We start from the raw sequence: 25,420 nt of genomic DNA, 5'->3' as shown, positions 1-25,420 counted from the left end.
GACGTAAAATTAGCGTTATGAATTATTTTATGGGAAGAATACCATTGTTGCTCGAAATTTTCGTCAATGGTTTCTTTGTAGTCGTTTATACCTTACAAAAATCTAATCGGTTTCCGCATATCCTTGCCAAGCTTCCGATGGATTTGATTCTTGCCCACGCTATCTGGGTCGTTCCGTTAATTCTCTTTATAACTCTTGCTTCTAACTTTTTAAAGAGCGATGGTTTCGAAGATTTTTTCCGGCGTTATGTCTTTTCATTGATTATTTTTGTTCCTCTGATAATTACCTGGGGGGACATTGAATTTATTTATTGGTTATCGGCCGTCCATCTGTTCTCGACGGTCATTTCTTTTTATGAAAAGGAAGAGACCAAGGCCAAGGCAAGTTACACGGGTACTAGTAGTTTCTTATTCCGTCTGAAACTCGCCCCTGCGGAAGTGGTCCTTCTTTCTTTCGGTGGATGGATATTATTAGGATCTTTGATTCTTATTCTTCCGGTGTCAGCGGCGCCAGGTAAAAGCATCGCTTTTATTGATGCCCTTTTCATGGCGACTTCGGCCACTTGTGTGACGGGACTTTCAACAATTTCTTTGCCGGATGAATTTAGTATTTTTGGCCAAATGGTGATGCTCATTCTTACTCAAGTGGGTGGTCTCGGGATCATGACTCTTTCAAGTTCCATGGCCGTGATCATGGGGAAAAACCTTCAGATGAGAGAGCAGGTAATCATGCACGATGTGCTTGATACTTCTAGTTCAGAAGAGCTACTCAGCCTAATTGTGGACATTATTCGTTACACTTTCATGATCGAATTCATTGGGGCGATTATTTTAACCATGGGATTTTACCAAGAAGGTTTTGAGATTGGTCAGGCCCTGTACTTTGGTTTTTATCATGCCATCATGGCATTCTGTAATGCTGGGTATGCTTTATTTAATAACAATCTGGAAGATTTTAAGTTTGAGCCCTTGATCTCAATGACTGTTGCATTCCTGATTATCCTTGGTGGTATCGGTTTCTCGGTCATGAAAGATGTAACGGATGCCATAAAATATAAACGTTCTTTCAAAAATCTTACGGTTCATACCAAGATCGTATTATCGGTGAATACTCTATTACTGGCCTTCGGGACCATCTATCTTTTCTTTGGAGAGTTTCTCCATGCTTTCCAAGACATGAGTATGTGGGAAAGATTCCAGGTTTCGTTCTTCCAATCTGTTACTCCAAGAACAGCGGGCTTTAATACCATTAATCTAAACTCACTTCACCCGCACAGCCTTTATATGCTGGTGCTCCTGATGTTTATTGGCGCCTCACCGGGTTCAACCGGAGGTGGTGTGAAGACCACAACGTTTGCGGTTCTTCTGCAATCAGTGACTGCGACTTTAAAAGGTAAGTTTGATGTGGAGTTTTTCGAGAGAAGAATTCCCGCCGCTACCGTCGTGAAATCCATCGCCATCTTCATTATCTCACTTATTGTCGTGAGTGTGGGAGTGTTGGTGATGATGCGACTTGAACCGGACAAGAGTTTCTTGGCCCTTCTCTTTGAAGTGACCAGTGCTTTCGGTACGGTTGGTCTGTCTCTCGGAATAACGCCGTTCCTGACTGTGCTCGGAAAAATTACCATCATCCTGATGATGTTTGTAGGTCGAGTAGGACCTCTCACTCTCGTTCTGGCGGTTGGATCTCGTGCTGTATTACCAAATAAAGTTGAATACCCTGAAGGGAAAGTACTAATAGGATAAAAATATGATTGTTGCTGTAATCGGACTAGGAACATTCGGAGCAAAAACTGCGGTTCGTTTGTTTGAAAAAGGGGCGGAAGTTCTGGCGATTGATTCTAATCCGGAACTCGTAGACCGAATTAAAGATAAGGTTTCTCACGCCATCTGTATCGACGTGACTCAAGAAAAGTCTCTTCGTGCGGTTAACATCTCAGATGTGGATACGGCGATTGTGGCGATCGGTGACAATATTGAAATGAGTATTATGTCGGTGGCGATGCTCAGAAAGCTTGGTGTGGGACGTGTGGTTGCCCGTGCGACGACGCCTCTGCATGAGCACGTTCTTCGTGAAATTGGTGCCTCAGAAATTATTAAAGTTGAAGAAGAGATGGGAGAGATCGTGGCGAGTAAGATTGCCGCTCCTCACGTTCTTCAACGTTATAACTTTGCGGCCGGTTACTCTATCGTAGAGCTTAAGCTTGGTAAGGCCTTTGAAGGGAAGACCCTGGTTGAATCTCAGATTCGTCAGAATTATTCCCTTAATATTGTGGCCCTTCAGAAGCGTGTTCCTTATATCAGTGAAGAAGGAAAGGCCGCTTATCGCGTGGTGATCAATGATTCACCTCTACCGATGGATGTCATTGAGGCCGACGATATCGTTGTTCTCGTTGGTAGTGAAAAGAACCTTGATCGTCTTTTCTCAGATTTAGAAGAAGTATAATTTTCCGGAGTATATATGAAATTGTCTCTTAAACGCCGTGTGGCCTTCAGTTTCATCATCGCCAACATCGTTGTGCTGGTGATGGGGTTTACGGTTTTTTTCTTCCTGGATTCCCTGAATAACCAGATTTCTAATATCACGGTGAATTCAAATAAGATCTCGCTTCTGACTGATGAAGTGAGGATTTCTGCTGTTTCGATTCTTAAAATGCAGAAAAAGATCCTGACGACGAAGCCCACTGGTGAAGACTTAAAACGTCTTGAGAACCTATGTGAAGGTTTCCAGTCTCAGCTTCAGCGTCTGGACAGTTTTTATACGGAAGTAGAGGCGAAAAAGATCATCTCTAAAATGCAAGGTTATGTAGACTCACTTAAAACCATCGTGAGTAAATCATCACTCTTTTATAGAGATGGTGAAGGGATTTCGACAATTAACGAGTTAACGGACAAGATCCTTGAGGCCTTCTCTGAGTTTCAGGACATTCAGTATTTCCAGAATGAGCAAAGAGATAAGCAAGTGAAGGCGATCATCGGCGAAACTCGTCGAAATATGTTGATTACTCTCATTATTACATTCCTTGGGACGATCCTTCTTTCTCTAGTTGTTCCAGGAAAAATCGCCATGCCGTTCAAGAAGATTAACGATGCCGTTCGCGAGCTTCAGGACGTAAATTTCGACGTTTCCATTTACTACGATCAAGATGATGAGATTGGTGAGCTTGCTCGCGAGTTGAACAAAATGATCGTGAATATGAAAAAGTTTGAGCAGCTTCGTACTGATCGTATTTCAGTTGAGCACCGTAAGTTTGATACTTTGGCCAACATGATTAAAAAGAACATCATGATTTCAAACGCCAAGGGTGAACTTATTTATATGAATAACCCGATGTACGCGACTCTTGAAATGCAATCTGATGACGTTATTAATAAAAACATCACTGATACTCTGATTCCGGATTCAATTGTTGAGACTTTTGAACTTGCGATTAAACGCCGTTCGAAAATTGAAAACGCTGAGATCACGATTCCTAAACGTAAAAAAGTGATTGATCCGGCGACGGGTGAGTACGTGTTTGAAGACACGGAAGAGGCCTACCAGGGTTACGCCAACGTCATTCCAATTCGTGCCAAAGAGTCGAATCTGGATTACTACATGATGATTATCTCAAAAGAAGTTTTCGTTTAACTTTGAAAGGCCCGATTCCGGGCCTTTTTTATTTCCGGTCATTTCTATCTGATGCCTTCGGAAATTATTTTTCCGCATGGCTTACTATGTCCTTTCAATTCGCCAACTTAGATTTTTTAAACTTGCCTAGGAGGTTTGCATGAACACGTCCCGGAAGGAGAGAGGAATCACCCCTTTTCCCTGCATGATTCCTCTTGGGCCTTCGGGTCCCACCAGTTCTTGGGAATCCAAGAATTCGGTGTCCTTCCATTTTAGCAAATTCAGAATTGATTTCTATGTCGAAAAGGTGCCAGGTTAGAAAGCGCTAAATACTGAGAAAATCATTTTAGTCATTTTGCTGCAAAGAGTTGTTTTGTCCGAATCAACGTAAAATCTTGAGTGTAGCTTCGAATAAAATAGGCTATAGTTGAGCCTTACAAAAACGAAGGTTTACAAGCATTTATGGACACCAGTCTGATTCGAAATTTTTCTATTATTGCTCACATCGATCACGGGAAATCTACTCTCGCTGACCGAATCATTGAGATGACCAAATCGATTACTGATCGTGAGAAGACTGACCGCCTTCTGGATAACATGGATCTTGAAAAAGAACGTGGGATTACAATTAAGGCGCAAACAGTTCGTCTTCAGTATAAAGCGCAAGATGGGAAGACTTACTTCTTCAACTTGATCGATACTCCGGGCCACGTGGACTTCACGTACGAAGTATCTCGTTCACTTGCTTCTTGTGAAGGAGCACTTCTGATCGTAGATGCCTCTCAAGGTATCGAAGCGCAAACACTTGCTAACGTATACATGGCGCTTGAAAACAATCTTGAAATTCTTCCTGTGATTAACAAGATCGATCTTCCTCACGCTGATCCGGATAAAGTTAAAAAAGAAGTTGAAGATGTAATTGGACTTGATGCTTCGAATGCTCCTCTTGTTTCTGGTAAGTCTGGTCTGGGTGTTGATGGACTTCTGGAAGAAATCGTAAAAGTTATTCCTCCTCCGAAAGGGCAAGTGGTAAATCCACTTCAGGCCCTGATCTTTGATTCATGGTTTGACCCATACAGAGGTGTGGTGGTGCTTGCCCGTATCATGGAAGGAAATTTAAAAGTTAAAGATAAGATTCACTTCAAGTTCTCTAAACAGGACTATGAAGTTATTAAGCTCGCGGTTCACACTCCGTTCTATCAAGAAGTGAATGAACTTGGTGCCGGTGAAGTAGGGATGATTATCTGTGGTATCAAGACTGTTCGTGACGTAAAGGTCGGGGACACGATTGTTCATACAGATAAGAAAGATTCAACTCCGTCACTTGCTGGTTATAAAGATGTTAAGCCGATGGTGTTCTGCGGGATTTTCCCGGTAGACTCTGAAGAATATGAAGTTCTTAAAGAGGCATTAGAGAAACTCGCTTTGAACGATGCTTCGTTCACATATGAGCCTGAGGTTTCACAAGCTCTTGGTTTCGGTTTCCGTTGCGGATTCCTGGGACTGCTTCATATGGACATTATTCAGACTCGACTTGAGCGTGAGTTCAATCTTGCTCTGATTTCCACTGCTCCTTCTTGTTCTTATGAAGTAGTGACTCAAAATGGTGACAAGGTCATCGTGGATAACCCTGCCAAGCTTCCGGATCCAAGTATCATTGATACAATTTTAGAGCCAACAGTGAAGCTCTCGATTCACCTTCCGAATGAATTCGTAGGAAAAATCATTAAGCTTTGCGAAGACCGTCGCGGTCGTCAGCAGGCGATCAACTACATCACAGAAGATCGTGTGCAGTTGATCTATATCCTTCCACTTTCAGAAATGATGTTCGATTTCTATGACCAGCTTAAGTCTTTATCAAAAGGCTACGCTTCCATGGATTACGAACTTCATGAGTACCAAGAATCAGACATGGTGAAGCTGGATGTTCTTCTTAATGGTGACAAAGTTGATGCACTTTCAGTGATCACTCACCGAAGTACTTCGCAACAGAAAGGTAAAGACCTGACTCATCGACTACTTAAAGTGATTGATCGTCAGCAATTTGATATTGCAATTCAGGCGGCCATCGGGGCAAAAGTTGTTGCTCGTGAAACTGTGAAGGCCCTTCGTAAGAACGTACTCGCGAAATGTTACGGTGGTGACGTTTCTCGTAAACGTAAACTACTAGAGAAGCAGAAAGAGGGTAAGAAGCGTATGAAAATGGTCGGGAATGTCGAAATTCCTCAAGAAGCCTTCTTGGCAGTTCTGAAGACTGAAGAGTAGAATATCTTTTATGCTCGACACCGTTCATAACCATTTAGACAAAGTTTTAGGCCTTTACACGCAAGGTGATTTTTTCAACGACTTGAAAGAGGCGAAGGAAAAATATTTTTCTCTCACTGGGAAACTAGATGAAGATAAGGATGAGTTTGAATCACGTATGAATTCTTTCAACGACTGGTATATTTTCCAGTATCGTCAGAAAGATGGTTCAAAAGTGATTGAAGATTACATTCGTAACAATCAACTTGAAGAAGACCTTTCGCAAGCACTACTCAATGTGAATCACTCATTGTTTGAGTTCACAAAGACGAGCTTCAGAAAACAAATCGTTCTTAAAGATATCCTTCACGATGAGAAGATCACTCTAGTGAAAAACCATCCAACAATCAGCTTGATTGAAGGTGATGTTTTTACTGGTCGTGTGATTAAGTACAAAGGTGAAAACTATCTTTTAAGAGGCGTTTGCATGCTTCCTCAAGGTGTGAAATCAATTCTTAAAAAACAGTCTAAGAAAGTGCGCAAGCAGAACAGCTTTGAAGATGAATTAAATTATCTTCTTCAGCTGGAACAGCTTAAAACAAAAGCGATGCACTACTCGCACATTGATCCAACTAAAATCTTTATTTTTAATTAATTCAAAAAGAGAAGGCCCGTTTCCGGGCCTTTTTTATTTCTTGGTTTTTGTAAGGACGTAAGGAATCACTCCGAGCACGTTCACGACCAACGTCACTACGAAGTATAGGTTAAAAAGAGAAGCACCATTTTGAATGCCGGAGAACTCAAAGAGTTTTTGGAAAATAGCGTGACCAACACCAAGACCTGATGGTGCCACCGGAAGAGCAAGAGTCATAAGCCCAATTGGAATAAACGCCAGGGCCTGAACGAAGTCCATGTTCCCACCCACGAATGGATGAATCAAAGACCAGAAAATTAAGACCGCAATAAATTGGACCATGATAGAAAGACCGACTGCTTTAAGCATGTGCCCCTTAATCATGACAAGATCGTCCCAAAGGGATGTGAGCTTTTCAAACACACCTTTCAGAGCAATGCTCTGGCATTTTACAAGAACAAGTCTTACCCAATTGTGAAAATAAAAAAAGGTTCCAAGAGAGAGCACCACTAACATCACCAGAAGATAGTTGATGCTTAGTAGAGGACCCATGGCTGGAGCTGTTTCAAGAATGTGACGGCCAAAAAGTAGTGAACTCGCTCCCACTAAGAGAATAAGACCAGAAAGGCCCATCACTCGATCAATCAAAATAGAAGCGAAGACAAATTTCTTAGAGAAGTTTTCATCAAACTTTTGAACGTAAAGAATTTTAACTAAGTCACCGCTCACACTTCCAGGAAGAACTGAGCTGAAAAATTGTCCAATCCATGTGATCTGCAAAAGACCCAAAATAGGAATTTTCACCTGACTACGAGCTCGCAGAATCGTTTCCCAACGGTATGAAACCAGGACGAAATTTACCACTGAAAGAAAAACTGCTGCCACAATTGCTAATGGATGATTCACCAGCTGAGCTAACAGCTTAAAATCTAATTTACCGGAATTAATAAGCCAGTAAATTAAAGCGGCCGCAATGAGGATTTTAAGTGCGTTTATAAAAAGTGTTTTCAGCATGGCCCGATGATCTTATAACTCTCTTATAACCGTGGCAAAAGTTTAATGGAGTTTCCCTATGAAGATGGGTGTAATTCAGCTTCAATCAGTCCTTGATCCGGCCCAAAATCTTAAGACTATTCGTAAGTTTTTAGATGAGGCGCGTACAAATGGTGCAGAAGCGGTGTTTTTACCGGAAGTTTTCTACTCCATGTCAGATGGTACGAAGCCAACTCCGTATTTGGTGGAAGGTAAGAATGAACACTATGAGGCCATTCGGAAACTTGCTGTGGATTCTGGCCTATATATTTTAGGTGGCTCGGCCGCAACGAACGTTGATGGCAAGATCATGAACCGTTCTTATAACTTCGCACCCGATGGTACTGAACTCATGATCTACGATAAGATGAACCTCTTTGCAGTTGATCTATCGAAGCATCCTAGTAACACCGTGGTGAACGAGTCCAAGGTTTACACGAGTGGAAATACGCCAAAGCTTCTTCCACTTAAAGAATTTAAAATTGGTCTATCGATTTGTTTTGATCTTCGTTTCCCAGAACTTTTCCGCTCGTATTCTTCACAAGGGGCAAACGTTCTTTCGATTTCTTCTGCTTTCACTGTTCCGACTGGTAAAGCTCATTGGCACACACTGGTGCGCGCTCGTGCGATTGAAAATCAATCTTATGTAATTGCTTCTGCTCAATGGGGACAGCACAACGAGAAGATGAGTACTTTCGGTCACTCACTTATTGTTGATCCATGGGGAGAAATTCTTGCGGACGCAGGAGAGGGCGAGAAGATTATCTTCGCTGATATCAGTCTGGAAAAGATTGAGGCTGTTCGTGCTCGTATGAACGTATTGCGAGATCCGAAAGCTTAATCCTTACATGTAAGGATTTGTGCCGTTCTGATGGTCAGTCACGTCAACAACTTCCGAGATCTCAGGAAAGTTCTGCTTAATCAAAGCTTCAATACCACCTTTCAGTGTGGCCTTTGAACTTGAGCAACCTTGGCAACCGCCATAGAACTTAACGAATAGGATATTGTTATCGACATCAACAACTTCCACGTTACCACCGTGTTGAGCGAGTGCTGGACGAATTTGTTGGTCGAAGAGTTTTTCAATTTGTGTGATCATGCGTGGATTATATCACAGATTGCTTAGTTTCTGAGTTTGAAAATCACGCAGAAGTGCTTGTACTTGCTTTGGTCGGTTGGCGCCATAAGTGAAAGGCGGAACCCAAGTAAGGCTCTCGATTGTACCTTCGCTAGTGATTTTGTAGATCAAACCTTCTGCAGGGTTACCCGCAAAAAACCAACTAGGATTATTATCTAAATTGTGTGAATCCATTTGAACCAGAGTGAGTTTTTTCATTTCTGGATCTTGGATTTTAATCGTGCGGTGGAATTTTACTTTAGCACTGGAAACTACATCATCACGAAGAGTAATAAAGAGTTCAGAACCATCATTCAAAATATAAGTAAGTTGATTGCGTGATTGAGCAGAAGGAGTACCAAAGACCTCTTCAAGTTGTTCAAGATCCATCCCTAGTTTTAGAGATGAGATCGCTAATGGACTTTCGATTTTGTTTTGAGCTGCTTGATACGCGCCGAAAATTAGACAGAGCGTCAGAACACAAAATAAACCATACTTCATGAGAGATGCCCTAATGAAACTGTTTTAATTGGTTAATTAAACCGCATTTGGCCATTTTTGGCCAGACGAATAGCTAAAATAAATCCTATTTGAATATTTTTGAGAGGCGCAGTAAGTCTTCAGGTTTGAATAAAACATCAGTGATTCCTTTGCTTAAAAGTTGCTTCGCATCCACAGATGGCTCTCCCGTTAAAATATAAAATGGAATTTGATGCCCTTGCTCTTTAAGCCACATAAAAAGTTCCAATCCATTCATGCGCGGCATTTGAAAATCACAAAGAACCGCATCAGGAATTTCTTTTTCGAGATAACTTTTCGCGGCAATCGCTGATTCAAAAGTTTGAATCTCGTGACCTAGTCTTTTAAGTTCAATTCCAAGTATGAAACCAATATCGGCTTCATCATCCACAATCATTATTTTCATGTGCGTGAGTATAAGAAAATTTACAAAGTTCTCTCCTGAAAAATTACTATCGAAAGTTGAGAAGAAGAGTTCTTCGAAAGGTAAATGCGATATGAACTTTGAATGATTCAAGATTTAATTCTTCTGACTTCACCACCAGCTTCTGGAAAAACTTTTTGGATATCCTCTCTGGGCCAAGCATTTTATTCCGAACGAATTTTAGTCATCTCTCCATTGCGGGCATTGGCAGATGAGTGTCGAAAAAATTGGCAGAATTCTATTGATGTGATGACTCCTGAAGAATGGCTCTGTAAAAAGATTTTCCGTAAGATTGTGATCTTTGATGAGTTCCATTTGTTCTTTTACTGGGGCGATACCTTCCGCGAAAGAATGTGGGAATGCTTTTTTGAACTGTCTCAATTTTCCGAACAAACTTATCTGTTAACGGCAACACTGTCGGAAGATATGAAGAAAGAAATTTCATATTTTGAAACACAATTTGATCGGATTTGGTGGATTGATCAAGGTAATCAGAAATTAAAAAATTCTCCTGCTGTATATCTAAGGGCCCCGGGTGTGAAATGGGTAAGAAATCTGATCGAAGTTCAACCCAAGAATGAATCAGTAAAACTCATTTTTTGTCGGTACCGGAATGAAGTTTTGTATTGGGAGAAACATCTCCGGAAATTGGGATTTACCACGGTCTCTTGCCTCGGTGGAGAGTCGCAGTTCATGCCGGCCAAACTACAACTCACTCCATATCCGGATTTTATTATCAGCACCACTGTTTTGAGTCATGGTGTGAATCTCCCTCGAATAGAAAAAATCTTTTTCCTCTATCCCGTGCAAAATATTGATTTTTGGATTCAAATGGTGGCCCGGGGTGGAAGGCGAGGGGAATCTTATCAGGTTTTCGCTCTGGAAAGACCCTTTGGACTTAGGTGGAATTGGTGGACAAATCTCTTGGCAGTTTCTTGGATAAGTTTGAAAATGAAGGTCAAACTTACCCTGAGGCCCACTTGGTTTTTGAAGGACTAGTCATTCATCGCGTTCCCTATAAAGAGAGAGATCTCATCGTAAAACTGTTACTTCGTAACGGAATGGTGGGAAGCTTTTATATTTATGGCGGGCAAGGTGGAGGAAAAAGTCATAAACCTTCAATTTTTGAACTTGGATCCATGATGAGAATTATGATCAAAGATCAAAAAACCAAAATTGATTCCAGTGATCTCATGATTTCAGCTGAACACAGTCGTATCTGGGAACCGCAAAGTGTTCGTCACGATATTCGCGCTTTTTATCTGGTGTGCTTATATTTTGAACTCATTTCAAAATTCTCCATCACTTTTCAACCCGGCACCAGTGATTATCAAAACCTCGATCATGAGGGAGTGTTCTCAGTTGTGAGTAACGCTCTTTTTTACATTGAAGATGCGTTGGTGAAAAAACAATTTGAGGCCGGGCAACATCTGACTCTCTTCATGGTGAAACTCCTTTTCCATCTGGGAATCATGCCGGACACTGACAATTGCTCTTACTGCCAGGCAGATCTTTTAGAAATACCGGGAGTGGTGTTTATGCCGGCCAACGGACAATTCGCCTGCCAAAACTGTGCTCAGGGTGAAAATGAAAGAGGGTTTTTACTCAGAATCAAGAAGGGTTATCAGACTCGTTATCAAGAATATGCAGGGTTTTTAGGCACGAATTTTTCTGAGTGTGATAAATTGATCCAATACTTTTGTCATCAGTATCATCTGAGACCAGTTGAACTTCGCTCGTACTCGCTACTTTTTAAGTGAATTCGCAAAATCCAAGAGAGTTTTGTAGTGAGGAAAGTCAGGCGAAGTAGCATGACGAACAAGAATACCTTGGATTCCCGCATTTCTTCCGGCCTCACCGTCGATGAGTTTGTCGCCCACCATGTACGAATGATCAGGATTAATGTGGTACTTTTCCATAAGGTCAGAAATCATTTGGCCCGAAGGTTTTCGGCATTCGCAGCCGTCGTCCGGCGAGTGAGGGCAAATGGCAAAATCTTTAAATGGGGAGAGTTTATTTTCTCGGAGGTCGTTTTGGAGTTGTTTGTGGATAACGTAGACCGCCTCAAGGGAAAAATACCCTCGACCAACGCCAGATTGATTTGTTACCACGAACAGATCGTACCCAAGTTGCTGAAAAAGTTGCAAAGCTTTGAGGGTGTCCGGGTAATACTCCATCTCTTCCACTCGGGAGAGATAGTTCTTGTCCACGATCAACGTTCCATCTCTGTCCAGGAAAATTGCCTTCCGCGTTTTAATTTACTTAGCCTCCGTTAAAGCTTAAGATAGCTCCCATGCTCAAAGTGCTTAAGTCAATGTTCCCATATATTCGTCCTTTTTGGAAGGAGGCGTTGGTCGCCACGTTGTTGGCCCTGCCCCTCGCTGGTATTAAGGCGTACGAAGCTTACCTGGTTAAAGATATTTTCGATAAAGGTTTTTCGGCCGGATCAACTTTCGAAGATGCCCGAAACCTTGCTCTGTTGTTGGTATTCCTAGGAGTATTGAACTATCCACTTCGTTACTTCCATTATTTTGGTCTTCGCCAAGTGGTGGATAAATCTACTCGTGTTATCCGTTCAAAGATCTATCTGAAGTTCCAAAATCTTCCGGCCAAGTTTTATTCGAAACAGAAAGCGGGGAATTTGATCTCAACTATCATGAACGATACCTCGGTTTTCTCAGAAGCTTTCAAGAACTCTTTGGAAGTTGTTCGCGAACCGATCACCGCCTTGGCCCTTTTGGGTGTGGCCTTCTATCATGACTGGCAATTAACTCTTGTGATCTTTGCGGTTGCTCCGCTTTTCATTGTGACACTTCACTTTACTGGTAAACGAATTCGCAAATATGTAGGTCGCGCTCAATCGGACAATGCTGAGATGACTCACATTGTGGGTGAGGCCCTGAATGGCCAAAAAATCATTAAGGCCTTTGGACTTAAGGAATACATCATTGATCGTTTTGAAAGAACGCAAGAGATGCTCCTTTTTCACCGTCGTAAAAGTAACTCGGCAGAAGAACATTCGCACCCATTGGTGGAACTTATTGGTTCCATTGCCTTTGCGGTTGTGATTGTCTTCGCACACCATCGAATCACTTCTGGTAGTTTAACTACCGGTGGATTTATTTCTTTTGTTGCCGCACTTGCAATGTTTATGGATCCTGTTCGTCGTTACAGCAAGGCGAACGCAAAACTGAACCAGGCCCAAGCGGCAGCTTCTCGTATCTTTGAACTTTTAAGTGTTGAGGAAGAGCCTCAGGGCGATCTCAAAGAACTTAAGTCCTTTGAAAAAACCATCGAATTTAGAAACGTTTCATTCACGTACGGTGAGGGAATTGTTCTTAAAGGCTTTAACCTTGTGATCAATAAAGGCGAAAAAATTGGCCTTGTTGGTCTTTCGGGTTCAGGTAAATCAACTCTCATTAGTCTTCTTCTTCGTTTGTATGATGTTACTGGTGGAGAGATTCTCATTGATGGCGTGAACATTAATGAATACACACTGGCCTCTGTACGTAAGGTATTTGCCCTCGTGAGCCAGGACGTTTTCCTGTTCAACGATACCGTTCGCGAAAACCTCACAACCGGCGACGAGCATACTGATGAAGAAATCATGGATGCTTTGAAAATTTCGTATGCTTGGGAGTATGTTAAAGACCTTCCTCAGCAGCTTGATACTCAGATCGGTGACCGAGGCCTTCGACTTTCAGGAGGTCAAAGTCAGCGTCTAACAATTGCTCGCGCGTTTCTTAAAAACCGTGATGTGCTTTTGTTTGATGAAGCGACTTCAGCACTTGATAACGAATCAGAAAAAATCGTACAGGCCGCTCTTGATCGAGTGGCGGGCCATAAAACAGTCATTGCAGTTGCTCACCGACTTTCGACTTTGAAAGACTTCAATCGCATCGTCGTTATGAAAGACGGGGTGAAGATTGAAGAGGGAACTCACCCAGAGCTCATCTCTCTTGGTGGTGAGTACAAAAAATTATTTGAGCTTTCTCAAAGAGAATAAGCCGATCAAGTCCTGATTTAAATCAGCCTTTTTTTACTTTTTACCCGGTTCTTTATCCGTACTTTACTTTGACCCTGAATTGATATATTTAAAATATATCAATTCAAAATGGAGGGTTCGGATGAGTAGTTTGTTTGACAGTATTGGTGGTGAAGCGGCCGTAGATGCAGCAGTCGATATTTTTTATCGAAAAGTTCTGGCCGACCATCGCATCAGTCGTTTTTTCGATGATGTAGATATGGAAGATCAAATCAACAAACAAAAAGCATTTCTAACTATGGCCTTTGGTGGACCAGCAAAATACTCGGGCCTAGACATGAAAGAGGGTCATAAGCATTTAGTGGCGAGAGGTCTAAATGACAGTCATGTGGACGCCGTGATCGAGCTTTTAGGTGGAACACTAAAAGAGTTAAACGTGCCGGCAGAATTGATTTCACAGGTCGCTGGAATTGCTGAAAGTGTTCGCGGACAAGTATTAGGCAGAGAAGGATAATTTTATGGCCACACTGACTTACAAAAATCGTTCTTTTGAAGGATTAGAATCAGAAACAGTTTTGGATTGCTTAATTCGAAATGGTGAGAAGATTCCTCATTCTTGCCGAAGTGGAATTTGTCAGTCGTGTGTGATGAAAACCAGCACTCCAGTAGATGGAGCATCTCAAAAAGGGCTTAGGCCAACTAAAAAGGAAGCTGGGCTTTTCTATACTTGTCAGCAGTCACTGAATAAAGACTTTGAAATTTTCGATTCTAACGAATCGGGCCCGCCGGTGGGAGGGAAAATCATCTCTCAACAGCGGGTCTCAAGTAGCGTAGTCATTCTGAAAGTTCAGCTTGATTCACCTCTTGAGTATAAGGCCGGACAGTTTGTGAATGTCATTCGAGAAGATCAACTGTGCCGCTCTTACTCTTTGGCAAGCGTTTCTAACAATCAGACCCTTGAACTCCATGTGAGAAAAGTTCCACAAGGGATGATGTCGAATTGGTTATATGATGCTGAACTTCTTGGGCACAAGATCACTCTCAGCGGTCCAGTAGGAGAGTGTTATTTAACTCATGAGATGGAGAATGATGATCTCTTGCTTTTGGGAGTCGGCACGGGATTAGCACCTTTATACGGAATCGTTCAAGAGGCAATTGCCAATGGTTTTAAGGGTAAGATCACTCTCTTTCATGGAGGCCTTCGCCTTGAGAGTTTGTATCTTGTGGAAGAACTGAAAAACCTCGAAGAGAAGTGTCCTCAGTTTCAATATTTTCCTGCCTATTTGACCGGGGAGAGCAGAGAAGGTTTCTTACAAGGAGACCTGGTTGAGCTACTAAAAAAACACGAATTTGATATTAAGAACACGACTGTCATGGTTTGCGGGGATCCGGATATGGTCAAAAAACTAAAACAGACTGTATTTTTAAAAGGTGTTCCTTCTAAAAAAATATTCAGCGATGCCTTTGTTTCTAATAAAAAGGTTTGATATGCTATTTTTAGCTAAACATGAAACTTACACTAAAAACCGACTATGCTTTGAGGGTGCTGATCTTTCTTCAACGTGAAGAAAGAAAGGTCACGATTGCAGAAATCGCCGAGTTTTATGACATCAAAAAGAACCACCTTAGTGTTGTTGTAAATAGACTTTCTGAACTGGGATACGTTCACACAGTACCAGGTCCGAAGGGAGGAATAGAGTTCAATACGGCCATGGCCAACAAAAGTGTGGCCGAAGTTTTCACTTCATTCGAAGAAATGGACATGGTTGAGTGTTTTAACTCTGAGACCAACACCTGCCAGTTAAGTCTTAATTGCAAACTCAAAGGAATGCTTAGTCGTGCGACGAGAGCTTTTGTGAGTGAACTCAAGGGTTACAAAATTAAAGATCTTGTTTAGTCCGTTATCTTTTTCAGTCCTATTTTATTTCGATTTGTAGGTAATTTGGGCGTCACCATTTCTTCGTATTGATCTTTTCAGAGTTTGCGTTTTCCATTGCAAGAAAACTTCCAATGAGCGATGCCATTTTCTGTGAAGAGTATGGGAGTGGATTTTCTCATGTGATTCCAGTTGGTTATGTCATTTGCGGCGCCAATTTGGCACCTCCAATTCTCTAAGTCTTTGGAATTAGGTCTAATCAAGAAATCATCTGGAAAGCGAGAGATGTTACGCTTTACCTGTCTTGTTAAGTCCTTGGTCTGAATCTCATAGAGCTCAGCCAAATCTGAATCTAGCATTACTTTTTGTCCGCGAATTATATAAATCTTTTTTTCGATTTGATTTTTGTCCATTGCCGCTCCTAGAAAAGTTAGTAGCGAAGTTAAATCGGGGCAGTTTTTTGTTCTATCTTTTTTCGATTTGAGACTTTTATTTGTTCAAAAAAGAAGTCGGGCCCAAATTCTAAAAGTTAATTTGCGTCATTCTATTTTGCCTTAGTAAAGAGCACCGTCTCTGTGATAAAATCTTGGCGTTTATATTCTATATTTATTTCATCAGGAGTGCATTGTGTCAGAAGAGAATCTGAAATCGATGGCCGATTTAGTGGCCCATTCTAAGCATCGTGGTTTTATTTTTCAAAGTTCAGAAATCTACGGTGGACTTGGTTCTTGTTGGGACATGGGTCCTCTTGGTGTTGAATTAAAAAATAACTTAAAGCAGTCTTGGTGGAAGGCCATGACTTACAGAGATGATATCGACGGTGTTGATGCTGCTATTCTTATGCATCCAACTGTATGGAAGGCCTCGGGCCACGTTGATAACTTCACTGATCCACTAGTGGACTGTAAAGTTTGTAAGTCTCGTTTCCGCGCAGACAACATTGATCTAAATGCTCCTTGTTCAAACTGTGGTTCTAAAGACTCATTCACTGAACCCCGTAACTTCAACCTTATGTTCTCAACACAAATGGGTCCGGTTGAAGATACTTCTTCGAAAGTTTATCTTCGTCCTGAAACGGCCCAAGGTATTTTCGTAAACTTCCCGAACGTACAAACTACAATGAGAAGAAAACTTCCATTCGGTATTGCTCAGATCGGTAAAGCATTCCGTAACGAAATCACTCCAGGTAACTTCATTTTCAGAACTCGTGAGTTCGAACAAATGGAAATGCAATACTTCATTAAGCCAGGCACTCAAGCTGAGGCAATGGAGATGTGGAAAGAACTTCGTTGGAACTGGCACCTTGAGAACGGTCTTCGCAAAGAGCGTCTTCAGTGGAAAAAGCACGAGCAACTTGCTCACTACGCTGATGCTGCTTTCGATATCGAGTATCAATTCGCTCATGGTTGGGGGGAGATGGAAGGGATTCACTCTCGTACAGATTTCGATCTTAAACAACATCAGGAATACTCTAAGAAAAACCTTAACTACGTTGATCAGCTTGATGGAAATAAAAAATATCTTCCATACGTGCTTGAAACTTCAGTTGGTTGTGACCGTTGTATGCTGGCGATCATGTCAGACGCTTATAGAACTGAGTTCCCAGGGGACGCTGAGAAAGAGCGCGTAGTCATGAGATTCAAACCATCTCTAGCTCCAATCAAGGCCGCAATTATGCCGCTTATGAAGAAGCCAGATCTTGAAGGACCTGCAACAGCACTTCTTCGCGATCTTCAAAAAGATTTCAAATGTGAGTACGACACAGCTGGTTCAATTGGTAAGCGTTACCGTCGTCAAGATGAGATTGGAACTCCAGCTTGTATCACGGTTGATTTCGACACACTTACTGATCACTCAGTGACAGTTCGTGACCGCGATACAATGGTTCAAGAGCGCGTAGCTCTTGATAAAGTTAAGTCATACATTAAAGAAAAATTTTCTCTTTAAGAGTAAGGGGACGTTGAAATGAAACAATGGGTCTATAAATTTTCTGCTGAAAAAACGGATGGGAACAAAGACATGAAGGCCCTTCTCGGTGGTAAAGGTGCAAACCTTGCTGAGATGTGCTCAATGAAACTTTCTGTGCCTCCTGGGTTTACAGTTTCAACTGAAGCTTGCCTTGATTTCTATAAAACGAATAAAGAGATCTCAAAAGAAATCAAAGACCAGGTGCTTGAGTCACTTTCCTGGGTTGAAAAACTGACTGGTAAGAAATTTGGTGACGTTGAAAATCCACTTCTTTTTTCGGTTCGTTCAGGCGCTCGCGCTTCAATGCCAGGGATGATGGACACTGTTCTTAACCTTGGTCTTAACGATAAAACAGTTCTTGGTATTGCCAAGAAAACAGGTAACCCTCGCTTTGCTTGGGACTCTTACCGCCGTTTCATTCAGATGTTCTCTAACGTGGTTCTTGGTGTGAATACTTCTCACCTTGAATCTAATCTTGAAGATTTGAAAGAGGCCCGCGGTGTGCATGAGGACACTGATCTGACTGCTGCTGACCTTGAAGAGCTAGTAAAAGTTTATAAGAGCGTCCTTCTTGAAGATCACGGAATTGTGTTCCCGCAAGAGCCAATGGAGCAACTATGGCGTGCCATCGGCGCAGTATTTGGTTCATGGAACAATAACCGTGCGATGAAATATCGTGAGATGAACAACATTCCTCATGATTGGGGGACGGCCGTAAACGTTCAATCAATGGTGTTTGGTAACATGGGTGACACTTGTGCCACAGGTGTATGTTTCACTCGTGATCCATCTACTGGTGAAAAGAAATTCTTCGGAGAGTTCCTGGTAAATGCTCAAGGTGAAGACGTTGTGGCCGGTATTCGTACTCCGCAACCAATCAATAATGATTCGAAGATGGAATCAAACAAGCATCATAAGACTCTCGAGGAAGTTATGCCAAAAGCATACGCTGACCTTGTAGAAGACTATAAAATGCTTGAGAAGCATTACAAAGATATGCAGGACATCGAGTTTACTATTGAGAATGGTAAGCTTTGGATTCTTCAAACTCGTAATGCTAAACGTACAGTAAATGCTGCTCTTAAAGTGGCAGTGGATCTCGTGGCAGAAGGCATGATCACTGAGAAAGAAGCGATCCTTCGTATCTCTCCAGAAGATCTGAACCAACTTCTTCACCCACGTCTTGATCCAAAAGCGAAGAAGACTCTAATCGCTACAGGTCTTCCAGCTTCTCCGGGTGCTGCTTCTGGGCAGATGGTGTTCACTTCAGCTCACGCTGAAGAATGGCACAAGGCCGGTAAAAAAGTTGTTCTCGTTCGTGCAGAAACTTCTCCGGAAGATATCGGCGGTATGGTCGCTTCTAGCGGTATTCTAACTGCTCGTGGTGGTATGACTTCTCACGCAGCGGTTGTTGCTCGTGGTATGGGTAAGCCATGTGTTGCTGGATGTACGGCCCTTGTGATCAATGAAAAAGAAAAAACACTTACGGTTAAAGGTAAGGTTTATAAAGAAGGTGATTTCATCACTTTCGACGGTGCTAATGGTGAAGTGTACGAAGGCGTTGTTCCGACAATCGAAGCTTCAATCACGGCCGACTTCGCGACATTCATGAAATGGGCGGATGGTGTTCGTCGCTTGAAAGTAAGAACAAACGCGGATACTCCGGAAGATACAAAGACTGCGATTCAGTTCGGCGCTCAAGGTATCGGTCTATGCCGTACTGAGCACATGTTCTTTGCTCCTGAGCGTATTCTTGCCGTTCGTGAAATGATCTTCGCTGAAAACGAAAAAGACAGAAAGAAGGCGCTTGATAAACTTCTTCCATTCCAGCGCTCTGACTTCGCAGGAATCTTTAAAGAGCTAAATGGTCTTCCAGCAAACATCCGTCTTCTGGATCCTCCTCTTCACGAGTTCCTACCTCACAACGAGAAAGATCAACAGGAACTGGCAGCAGTTCTTGGAATCAACGTTAATGCCGTGAAAGAGCGTAATGATGCCCTTCACGAGTTCAACCCGATGCTTGGTCACCGTGGTTGTCGTCTGGCCGTGACTTATCCTGAAATTTACCTCATGCAGGTGAGAGCGATCATCGAAGCTGCGATTGACGCTGATAAAGCTGGAATTAAAGTTCTTCCTGAAATCATGATCCCTCTTATTACTGAAGTAAGAGAGTATTCAATGATCAAGGAAGAGTGTAAGGCCGAGATCGAAAAAGTATTCAAAGAGAAAAATCATACTGTGAAATACAAAATGGGAACCATGCTTGAGCTTCCACGTGCCTGTATCATGGCCGGGGAAATCGCAAAAGAAGTGGAGTTCTTCTCATTTGGTACGAACGATTTGACTCAAACAACTTTTGGTCTTTCTCGTGATGATGCTGGTAAGTTCCTTCCAACATATACACAGAAAGGTATTTACCCTCGTGACCCATTCGTTTCAATCGATCAGGACGGTGTTGGTTTCTTAATGAAGCACGCGGTTTCTGAAGGTAAGAAAACAAATACTGCAGTTTATGCAGGTATTTGTGGTGAGCACGGTGGTGAGCCTCAGTCAGTTGAGTTCTGTCACAAGATTGGACTTGAGTACGTGAGCTGTTCTCCGTTCCGCGTTCCAATTGCTCGTCTGGCAGCAGCTCAGGCAGCTCTAAGAAATTAATCACTAGAAGGCGCTCTCACGGGCGCCTTCTTTTTTGAGTTCAGTTTATGCAAGAGATTATTCGAATTGTTTCCTCACTTCTTCCAATGGGTCCAATGGACGGTATGGGAGTAGGGGTGATTGATTTTAAGGCCAAAACCTATGAGGCATTTGAGGCCAATACATTCGAAGGTGAATTGAAACTTAAAGCTGAACCGACTCTGTACTTTGATCTTGCTTCATTAACCAAACCCCTCGCTAATTCTCTCGCTTATTTTCTAAAACCCGAGGCCTTTGATCCTGAGATGCTTCTGTGTCTCTCTCATCGTGGCGGGCTTCCGTCTTGGGGCCTTCTTGCTGTGGATAACTGGAAAAATTTAATTTCAAGTTATCGGGTGAAGGAGAGTGAGACGCTTTATTCTGATTTTTCGGCCCTTCGTGTGATGCTTGAGCTGGAGAATAAGAAAGTGGATCAGAAAGAACTTTGTAAGACGGTTTGGGACAAAGAAACCATGTATTGGACCGATCTTCCTTTCTGGTATCCAACTCTTCAGTGCGGATACAAGAACGGAGTTCCCAATTACGGTAAAGTCCACGATCCGAATGCGTGGACCATTGGAACTTTTGTAAGTCACGCCGGTCTGTTTTCAACCACAGATGGTCTTTGCAGAACACTTCTGAATTATCAGGAAAAAACGGACTTTATCTCTAAAGTTAAGAGTGATTTGTCTAAACATTCTAATCGCTTCGCCTTAGGCTGGGACCGGGTAGAAAATCCTGAAAATACTCTGGCCGGAAAAGGTTGTGGGAAGTTCACATTTGGTCATTTAGGTTTCACCGGAACTTCGATCTGGATTGACCCTGACAAAATGAAGGGCCACATCATTCTATCGAATGCGGTTAAACACCATTGGTTTGATAAAACCAATCTCAATGATATTCGACGTGCGATTGGTGAGATCGTCTGGAAGTAACTACTGCTTTTGACAAAACGGGGCCGTAGGGTCTTTTTTGCAAAGATACTCTTTCATCGCTGCATTCTCTGCTTTAAGTGAAGCAATTTCTCGCGAGTTTTCTTTAGTCATTCCAAAGAGCTCTTTAATTGCTTCGATAATTGGGGCCACAAGGTGATCGTAGGCCACAGATTTTAGCCCTGTCTTCTTATCAGTAAGAACTACTTCAGGGAAAACTTTTTCCACGTCTTGAGCGATCACGCCCACCTGATGTTTATCTCCGAACTTTTTCTTATCAATGTAATCGTAGTGAACACCCTGAAGCTGAACAATTTTTAGAAGAGCATCCTGGATAGGATGAATGTTTTTCTTTAAGCGACGGTCAGAAGATGATGTACAGCCGGAGCTAGTACAAACATCGGTTCCACCGAATTTAAGTGAGCCGGCAGCGATGTTTATATCTCCGACAACGTCTAACTTATAACTTGGATTATTAAGACCAATACCCACTTTCCCCTGATTATTTGGATCTAATAAAATGTGTCCTCTTACTCCTGCTGCATTACCACCGTGTATAAGAACTTTCCCACCCGTACCCGTACTATTTGCGCCACCAGCCAGAAGTTCAATATCTCCACCTTGTCCAGTACCAGGCCCAAATGCAGCTGCTAATTGAATTTTTCCTCCGTTACCATTGGTAACACCTTGCCCTGACTGTATAAGAATCGCTCCCCCATCATATGAACTCGCAGTACTCGTGGCCGCTGTACCAGCAATAAGTGAAATGCCTCCACCTGCGCCTTCAACGGCACCAGTCGCAATTATTGATGTGCTCATCCCAGCTCCTGTGGTGGCTTTGCCGGAAGAGAAACTTCCCACTTGACCTGCTGGCGTATAAAAATAAGGCCCCGAAACGTAGATGGCCCTCCATGAAGTACCTCTCCAAATCACTCGATACCAGCTGTTTCTTACGACTGAAAAATTTGCCACCCCATCCACGGTCGTGCCATCAGATGGAGTCGCTGTCACGATACGAGTTGTACTATTATTCATGATTTCAACCCACCATCCAGCTGGTAAATCTGTTGTATTTGGAAGAGTTGCAGTGACATTAGCGGCAGTATTGAATGTTAAAGTTTGGTAACCCTGAGACGCGGTGATGGTCGTACCGGTTGTAATTACTGTACTGTCGTATTTTGATTTTATCGGAGTCCAGCCCGAACCATCATAATACTCCATCGCTGTAGAATCCGAGTTGTAACGTAGTACTCCTTGATTAGGCGTTCCTGGTCGCTGTGCAGTTGTTCCTGCAGGAAGGCGAATCCCATCAGTTTTTCCGTCCAGATCAAGAGAGTAGTCAGGAGAATCATTACCAATTCCCATTTTACCACTAATGGCAATTCCGTTTGCTGGAGGTGTCTGAGAAAGTCTGTCATACCCAATCATCATGGCCTGTGGATAAATTTTACCATTGTGAATCCATAGATCACTGGCCGAACTCGGTCCTCTGAAAACGTAGTTAGTAAAATCTTCTGCTCCCACTGCAGAGTCACTGATTGTAGACATGCTGAACGATAAGGCCGTCCCAATACCAGTCGGTGTCGCTCCATTTGTAGTGTCTAGGGTTGGATCGTCTGCTACACCGATCTTGTAATACTTAAGACCATTATTATAAACCGCACCAGCGACTGAATCGGTGATGTTACTTGTAACCGAGATTGAGATTAAATCCACATCAGAAGCGGGAGCTGATGCACCAGTGCTTAATTCTAATAGTGATCCAGGATTGTTCGTACCAATCCCTACGTTACCAGCGTTGTAGAAAGTTTTTGCGCCGTTTAGACTCCAGTGTCCTGTATTGTCGAAGGCCGTGTCGTTGGCAATGATTTGTGCTTCTAATTTTCCAAGTGCTTCAAGTACTGTGTCGGTTGCAGCTAGGGGAATCGCAGTTCCTACAGCGTAGGTATTAATAGGAGTGTTACGCACTTTACTTTGAGTGAAGTATTCGCGAGTTCCTTCTGGAACTGCAGATGTATCTAGAGTCGCAAGAGTTTTGTCCCCTCGGAAATACTGAAGATTTGTTCCCGCTGTAATCGCAGGTTCTTTAGCATTCAGTTGGGTTTGGATATTTGAAGTTACACCATTTAGGTAATCGAATTCAGTGTTATCAACTGAACCACCAGCAATCTTTGTTGCTGCGAGACCAGAGATCGTTGGATTTGGATAAGTTCCACTTAAGTCTCCACCAGCAGCACCAGTTGGAGCTCCACCAGTAGCAGGAGTTGTCCAAGTTAAATTACCAGCACCGTCAGTGGTAAGGACCTGGTTATTCGAACCATAAGTTCCGGGAAGATAAAAATTTAAGGTAGAAGCAAGGCCTGAAGGTGCATTAAGTTGCAAGTAATTTGCGTTATCAGACTTAAGATGCATTCCACCTGAAACCGCAACATTACCATTCACTGATAATTTTTCTGTAGGGGAAGTCGTTCCAATGCCCACATTACCGAGATGATTAATTCGCATTTTTTCTGTACCGGCCAATCCACCATCGGATGTATAAAAAGCGAGATATCCTTCTCTATCTGCACTGGTAAAATTTGCTCCCGTAAAGCCCTTCACTTCTGCTACTGACTGACTGGCCGTTGCTGCACCTGTTGTGTAGTTTGCAGCGAATGATAATGAACCAATTATTGAATTGGTTGAAAATGGAGTATGAGCTCCAGGTGTACCACCTGTTGCCCATAAATAAATATTGGATTCACTACCACTTTCACCATTTCGATAAGCTCGCGCGACAAAAGATGCGTAAGGATCTGAACCACTTCCACTTCCTGTAGCACTAATAACAACTGCAGCATCTTCAGGATATAAATCTGCTTTAAGGGAACTGCTACCAGATGCCACATGCAATTTTGCAGTTGGTGTGGTTACACCAATACCTACATTGCCAGTATTAAAGTGAATATTTGAACCATTGGTGGTCCACTGAGAAGAACCACCAGCAACTGAATCCACATAGGCCTTGGTTGCAGCATCTGTCCCTGTAGTCGGAGTGGCAAGTCCGGTGATCTTGTTATTACCCATTTGCAGGTTGCCACTCATAGAACTTGTGCCATTGAGAAGAACATAATTACTTTGAGAAGTAGAAAGAGAAGCGATATATGCTTCAAGTTTGCCCAAAGCCTGAGGAATTGTATCGGCTGCCACAAGAGGAATGGCCATTCCGGTGGTATAACCAGCAAGTTGAGTTCCTAATACACGTGCAGTTGTAAAATAAAGCGCACCATTTTCTGGGACGACTGAAGTGTCCAGGGTCGCTAGAGTTTTGTTACCGCGAAGGTACTGGGCAGTTGTCCCTCCGGTTGGAAGAAGTGGCTCTTTGTTTCCTAGGTCAGTTGTGAGGTTTTGAATTTTTGATTGAGAGATGTCGGCCGTGGCAGAGATGTCACTATTTACAATAGTGCCATCAGTGATTTTGTTTGAGTCGACTGAATTGTTTGCGAGCTCAGTATTTGAAATAGAACCCGCCATTATCGTTGGTGACGGTGCAGGGGTCACTTCCCACTTTGATCCACCAGCATTCCATCGAATGATGTCTCCGTCTTGAATGCCAGTCACGTCAACATCAGCAATTTCTGAAAGCTTTGAACCGGTGAGTTTACCGGCCGCCTTAGTGAGCATACTCCATGAGTAGTCACCACTTAATGGAACAACTAGTCCAGTTCTGCCATTGAAACCTGAAACAGTATTCGCACCAACTGCAATTCGTGACCATGAAGAGCCGCTGTAAATGACCCAATCACCAACGTTGAATGTCTCTGGACCTGAACCCAGATCCTGAGTACCGGCGACCGTCACAATATAGTAAGTTCCAGAACTACCACCAATGGAAACGATGTCCGGTGAGTCTGTGGCCGCATCATAAGTACCGGCAAAGGCCTGAGATGATGTAATTGAGGCCGGTGCCCAACTTGTTCCGTTGAATTGTAAAAATTGTCCGGCACTAGCTCCCATATGGTGAAGTTTGGCAGCTGTGACTTGTCCGTTTTGTAATTCAAAAGAAATGGGAAAGGTCGCGGCAGCTTGAGCATTTGAAATAATCAGATTGAATGTTTGTCCCACTAAAAATCCAAGGGCGCTTTTAGCATTTAAAATAATCTGGTCTGAAGATTTAGATTCAATTTGGAACTCATGGTTTGTGCTTCCCTCGACTTTGGCGAGCGTCACTTTATCAAGATTATTTCCAGTTACAATTAATTGATCATTAACGATTTTAACATTAGTAACAGAGGGACGTGATTCATTGAGCTTGACAGAAATTTTTCCAATAAGGGAAGCATCCTGACATGATGTAATTAGGAATACCATGCTTGTTAAGAACATTAAGAATTTCATTAATGTTCTTGTCGACCCTTAATAAATGAA

The 25,420-nt window shown here is 42.6% G+C and carries 22 protein-coding genes; 15 read left to right on the top strand and 7 right to left on the bottom strand.

Annotation, left to right across the window (positions count from 1 at the left end; all coding sequences use genetic code 11):
* The first annotated feature begins 17 nt into the window (after positions 1–17).
* The 5 genes from ACJVC5_RS03165 to ACJVC5_RS03145 all read left to right on the top strand — a co-directional run bounded on the left by ACJVC5_RS03165 (position 18) and on the right by ACJVC5_RS03145 (position 6,508).
* Positions 18–1,745 carry a TrkH family potassium uptake protein gene (locus tag ACJVC5_RS03165; protein ID WP_408097937.1) on the top strand — a complete coding sequence of 576 codons (1,728 nt, stop codon included), beginning with the start codon at positions 18–20 and terminating at the stop codon, positions 1,743–1,745.
* Between the two features lie 4 nt (positions 1,746–1,749).
* Positions 1,750–2,445, top strand: a complete 696-nt coding sequence (locus ACJVC5_RS03160; RefSeq protein WP_408097936.1) for a potassium channel family protein — start codon at positions 1,750–1,752, stop codon at positions 2,443–2,445.
* A 15-nt stretch (positions 2,446–2,460) separates the two neighbouring features.
* Positions 2,461–3,630, top strand: a complete 1,170-nt coding sequence (locus tag ACJVC5_RS03155) for a PAS domain-containing protein (protein ID WP_408097935.1) — start codon at positions 2,461–2,463, stop codon at positions 3,628–3,630.
* A gap of 441 nt (positions 3,631–4,071) precedes the next feature.
* On the top strand, positions 4,072–5,874 hold the full coding sequence (gene lepA / locus ACJVC5_RS03150) for a translation elongation factor 4 (RefSeq protein WP_408097934.1): 1,803 nt from the start codon (positions 4,072–4,074) through the stop codon (positions 5,872–5,874).
* A 10-nt stretch (positions 5,875–5,884) separates the two neighbouring features.
* On the top strand, positions 5,885–6,508 hold the full coding sequence (locus ACJVC5_RS03145; RefSeq protein ID WP_408097933.1) for a hypothetical protein: 624 nt from the start codon (positions 5,885–5,887) through the stop codon (positions 6,506–6,508).
* A 33-nt stretch (positions 6,509–6,541) separates the two neighbouring features.
* On the opposite strand, the gene ACJVC5_RS03140 is transcribed toward ACJVC5_RS03145, so the two are convergent.
* Positions 6,542–7,501: a lysylphosphatidylglycerol synthase transmembrane domain-containing protein gene (locus ACJVC5_RS03140; protein WP_408097932.1), complete on the bottom strand. Its 960-nt coding sequence runs from the start codon at positions 7,499–7,501 to the stop codon at positions 6,542–6,544.
* A 58-nt stretch (positions 7,502–7,559) separates the two neighbouring features.
* Here ACJVC5_RS03140 and ACJVC5_RS03135 point away from each other — a divergent pair, with 58 nt between their 5' ends.
* The gene (locus tag ACJVC5_RS03135) at positions 7,560–8,360 is read left to right on the top strand and encodes a carbon-nitrogen hydrolase family protein (RefSeq protein WP_408097931.1); all 801 of its coding nucleotides are present in this window, start codon (positions 7,560–7,562) and stop codon (positions 8,358–8,360) included.
* 3 nt (positions 8,361–8,363) lie between these two features.
* Here ACJVC5_RS03135 and ACJVC5_RS03130 read toward each other — a convergent pair whose 3' ends face one another.
* The 3 genes from ACJVC5_RS03130 to ACJVC5_RS03120 all read right to left on the bottom strand — a co-directional run bounded on the left by ACJVC5_RS03130 (position 8,364) and on the right by ACJVC5_RS03120 (position 9,561).
* Entirely contained in the window at positions 8,364–8,618 is a 255-nt protein-coding gene (locus ACJVC5_RS03130) for a NifU family protein (protein ID WP_408097930.1), read from the bottom strand.
* Between the two features lie 12 nt (positions 8,619–8,630).
* Complete coding sequence (locus ACJVC5_RS03125; RefSeq protein ID WP_408097929.1) at positions 8,631–9,137, bottom strand: hypothetical protein; 507 nt, start codon at positions 9,135–9,137, stop codon at positions 8,631–8,633.
* Between the two features lie 85 nt (positions 9,138–9,222).
* Positions 9,223–9,561: a response regulator gene (locus ACJVC5_RS03120; RefSeq protein WP_408097928.1), complete on the bottom strand. Its 339-nt coding sequence runs from the start codon at positions 9,559–9,561 to the stop codon at positions 9,223–9,225.
* Between the two features lie 102 nt (positions 9,562–9,663).
* Here ACJVC5_RS03120 and ACJVC5_RS03115 point away from each other — a divergent pair, with 102 nt between their 5' ends.
* Positions 9,664–10,578, top strand: a complete 915-nt coding sequence (locus tag ACJVC5_RS03115; RefSeq protein ID WP_408097927.1) for a helicase-related protein — start codon at positions 9,664–9,666, stop codon at positions 10,576–10,578.
* Positions 10,515–11,339: a DNA repair protein RecO gene (recO, locus tag ACJVC5_RS03110; protein ID WP_408097926.1), complete on the top strand. Its 825-nt coding sequence runs from the start codon at positions 10,515–10,517 to the stop codon at positions 11,337–11,339. Before ACJVC5_RS03115 ends, recO begins: the two co-directional genes overlap by 64 nt.
* On the opposite strand, the gene ACJVC5_RS03105 is transcribed toward recO, so the two are convergent.
* A complete protein-coding gene (locus ACJVC5_RS03105; protein ID WP_408099220.1) occupies positions 11,325–11,813 on the bottom strand; it encodes a D-glycero-alpha-D-manno-heptose-1,7-bisphosphate 7-phosphatase in 489 nt (162 codons plus the stop codon). The genes recO and ACJVC5_RS03105 overlap by 15 nt on opposite strands.
* A gap of 59 nt (positions 11,814–11,872) precedes the next feature.
* Here ACJVC5_RS03105 and ACJVC5_RS03100 point away from each other — a divergent pair, with 59 nt between their 5' ends.
* The 4 genes from ACJVC5_RS03100 to ACJVC5_RS03085 all read left to right on the top strand — a co-directional run bounded on the left by ACJVC5_RS03100 (position 11,873) and on the right by ACJVC5_RS03085 (position 15,461).
* Positions 11,873–13,585, top strand: coding sequence for an ABC transporter ATP-binding protein (locus ACJVC5_RS03100; RefSeq protein ID WP_408097925.1), 1,713 nt, complete (start codon positions 11,873–11,875; stop codon positions 13,583–13,585).
* A gap of 121 nt (positions 13,586–13,706) precedes the next feature.
* The gene (locus tag ACJVC5_RS03095) at positions 13,707–14,078 is read left to right on the top strand and encodes a group I truncated hemoglobin (protein WP_408097924.1); all 372 of its coding nucleotides are present in this window, start codon (positions 13,707–13,709) and stop codon (positions 14,076–14,078) included.
* Positions 14,079–14,082: 4 nt separating this feature from the next.
* Positions 14,083–15,051: an FAD-binding oxidoreductase gene (locus tag ACJVC5_RS03090; protein WP_408097923.1), complete on the top strand. Its 969-nt coding sequence runs from the start codon at positions 14,083–14,085 to the stop codon at positions 15,049–15,051.
* A gap of 20 nt (positions 15,052–15,071) precedes the next feature.
* Positions 15,072–15,461: an RrF2 family transcriptional regulator gene (locus ACJVC5_RS03085; protein WP_408097922.1), complete on the top strand. Its 390-nt coding sequence runs from the start codon at positions 15,072–15,074 to the stop codon at positions 15,459–15,461.
* 77 nt (positions 15,462–15,538) lie between these two features.
* On the opposite strand, the gene ACJVC5_RS03080 is transcribed toward ACJVC5_RS03085, so the two are convergent.
* On the bottom strand, positions 15,539–15,853 hold the full coding sequence (locus tag ACJVC5_RS03080; protein WP_408097921.1) for an ORF6N domain-containing protein: 315 nt from the start codon (positions 15,851–15,853) through the stop codon (positions 15,539–15,541).
* Between the two features lie 214 nt (positions 15,854–16,067).
* On the opposite strand from ACJVC5_RS03080, the gene ACJVC5_RS03075 reads away from it, so the two are divergent.
* The 3 genes from ACJVC5_RS03075 to ACJVC5_RS03065 are packed head-to-tail and all read left to right on the top strand — an operon-like array spanning position 16,068 to position 21,016.
* Positions 16,068–17,387, top strand: a complete 1,320-nt coding sequence (locus ACJVC5_RS03075; protein WP_408097920.1) for a glycine--tRNA ligase — start codon at positions 16,068–16,070, stop codon at positions 17,385–17,387.
* 18 nt (positions 17,388–17,405) lie between these two features.
* Positions 17,406–20,063, top strand: a complete 2,658-nt coding sequence (ppdK, locus tag ACJVC5_RS03070) for a pyruvate, phosphate dikinase (protein ID WP_408097918.1) — start codon at positions 17,406–17,408, stop codon at positions 20,061–20,063.
* A 47-nt stretch (positions 20,064–20,110) separates the two neighbouring features.
* Positions 20,111–21,016: a serine hydrolase gene (locus ACJVC5_RS03065; protein ID WP_408097917.1), complete on the top strand. Its 906-nt coding sequence runs from the start codon at positions 20,111–20,113 to the stop codon at positions 21,014–21,016.
* Here the strand turns inward: ACJVC5_RS03065 and ACJVC5_RS03060 are convergent, their stop codons facing one another.
* Complete coding sequence (locus tag ACJVC5_RS03060) at positions 21,017–25,390, bottom strand: tail fiber domain-containing protein (protein WP_408097916.1); 4,374 nt, start codon at positions 25,388–25,390, stop codon at positions 21,017–21,019.
* Positions 25,391–25,420 lie beyond the last annotated feature (30 nt).

It is taken from the genome of Peredibacter sp. HCB2-198, from assembly GCF_045999315.1.
In the GTDB taxonomy this organism is placed as follows: domain Bacteria; phylum Bdellovibrionota; class Bacteriovoracia; order Bacteriovoracales; family Bacteriovoracaceae; genus Peredibacter.
Note: the sequence above shows the minus strand (reverse complement) of the source record. Positions and strands in the feature narration are given on the sequence as shown.

What these genes read in the sequence shown, in the direction of transcription:
- ACJVC5_RS03165 (WP_408097937.1), top strand. Translation starts at nt 18, where the DNA reads ATGAATTATTTTATGGGAAGAATACCATTGTTGCTCGAAATTTTCGTC.
- ACJVC5_RS03160 (WP_408097936.1), top strand. Translation starts at nt 1,750, where the DNA reads ATGATTGTTGCTGTAATCGGACTAGGAACATTCGGAGCAAAAACTGCG.
- ACJVC5_RS03155 (WP_408097935.1), top strand. Translation starts at nt 2,461, where the DNA reads ATGAAATTGTCTCTTAAACGCCGTGTGGCCTTCAGTTTCATCATCGCC.
- lepA (WP_408097934.1), top strand. Translation starts at nt 4,072, where the DNA reads ATGGACACCAGTCTGATTCGAAATTTTTCTATTATTGCTCACATCGAT.
- ACJVC5_RS03145 (WP_408097933.1), top strand. Translation starts at nt 5,885, where the DNA reads ATGCTCGACACCGTTCATAACCATTTAGACAAAGTTTTAGGCCTTTAC.
- ACJVC5_RS03140 (WP_408097932.1), bottom strand. Translation starts at nt 7,501, where the DNA reads ATGCTGAAAACACTTTTTATAAACGCACTTAAAATCCTCATTGCGGCC.
- ACJVC5_RS03135 (WP_408097931.1), top strand. Translation starts at nt 7,560, where the DNA reads ATGAAGATGGGTGTAATTCAGCTTCAATCAGTCCTTGATCCGGCCCAA.
- ACJVC5_RS03130 (WP_408097930.1), bottom strand. Translation starts at nt 8,618, where the DNA reads ATGATCACACAAATTGAAAAACTCTTCGACCAACAAATTCGTCCAGCA.
- ACJVC5_RS03125 (WP_408097929.1), bottom strand. Translation starts at nt 9,137, where the DNA reads ATGAAGTATGGTTTATTTTGTGTTCTGACGCTCTGTCTAATTTTCGGC.
- ACJVC5_RS03120 (WP_408097928.1), bottom strand. Translation starts at nt 9,561, where the DNA reads ATGAAAATAATGATTGTGGATGATGAAGCCGATATTGGTTTCATACTT.
- ACJVC5_RS03115 (WP_408097927.1), top strand. Translation starts at nt 9,664, where the DNA reads ATGATTCAAGATTTAATTCTTCTGACTTCACCACCAGCTTCTGGAAAA.
- ACJVC5_RS03100 (WP_408097925.1), top strand. Translation starts at nt 11,873, where the DNA reads ATGCTCAAAGTGCTTAAGTCAATGTTCCCATATATTCGTCCTTTTTGG.
- ACJVC5_RS03095 (WP_408097924.1), top strand. Translation starts at nt 13,707, where the DNA reads ATGAGTAGTTTGTTTGACAGTATTGGTGGTGAAGCGGCCGTAGATGCA.
- ACJVC5_RS03090 (WP_408097923.1), top strand. Translation starts at nt 14,083, where the DNA reads ATGGCCACACTGACTTACAAAAATCGTTCTTTTGAAGGATTAGAATCA.
- ACJVC5_RS03085 (WP_408097922.1), top strand. Translation starts at nt 15,072, where the DNA reads ATGAAACTTACACTAAAAACCGACTATGCTTTGAGGGTGCTGATCTTT.
- ACJVC5_RS03080 (WP_408097921.1), bottom strand. Translation starts at nt 15,853, where the DNA reads ATGGACAAAAATCAAATCGAAAAAAAGATTTATATAATTCGCGGACAA.
- ppdK (WP_408097918.1), top strand. Translation starts at nt 17,406, where the DNA reads ATGAAACAATGGGTCTATAAATTTTCTGCTGAAAAAACGGATGGGAAC.
- ACJVC5_RS03065 (WP_408097917.1), top strand. Translation starts at nt 20,111, where the DNA reads ATGCAAGAGATTATTCGAATTGTTTCCTCACTTCTTCCAATGGGTCCA.
- ACJVC5_RS03060 (WP_408097916.1), bottom strand. Translation starts at nt 25,390, where the DNA reads ATGAAATTCTTAATGTTCTTAACAAGCATGGTATTCCTAATTACATCA.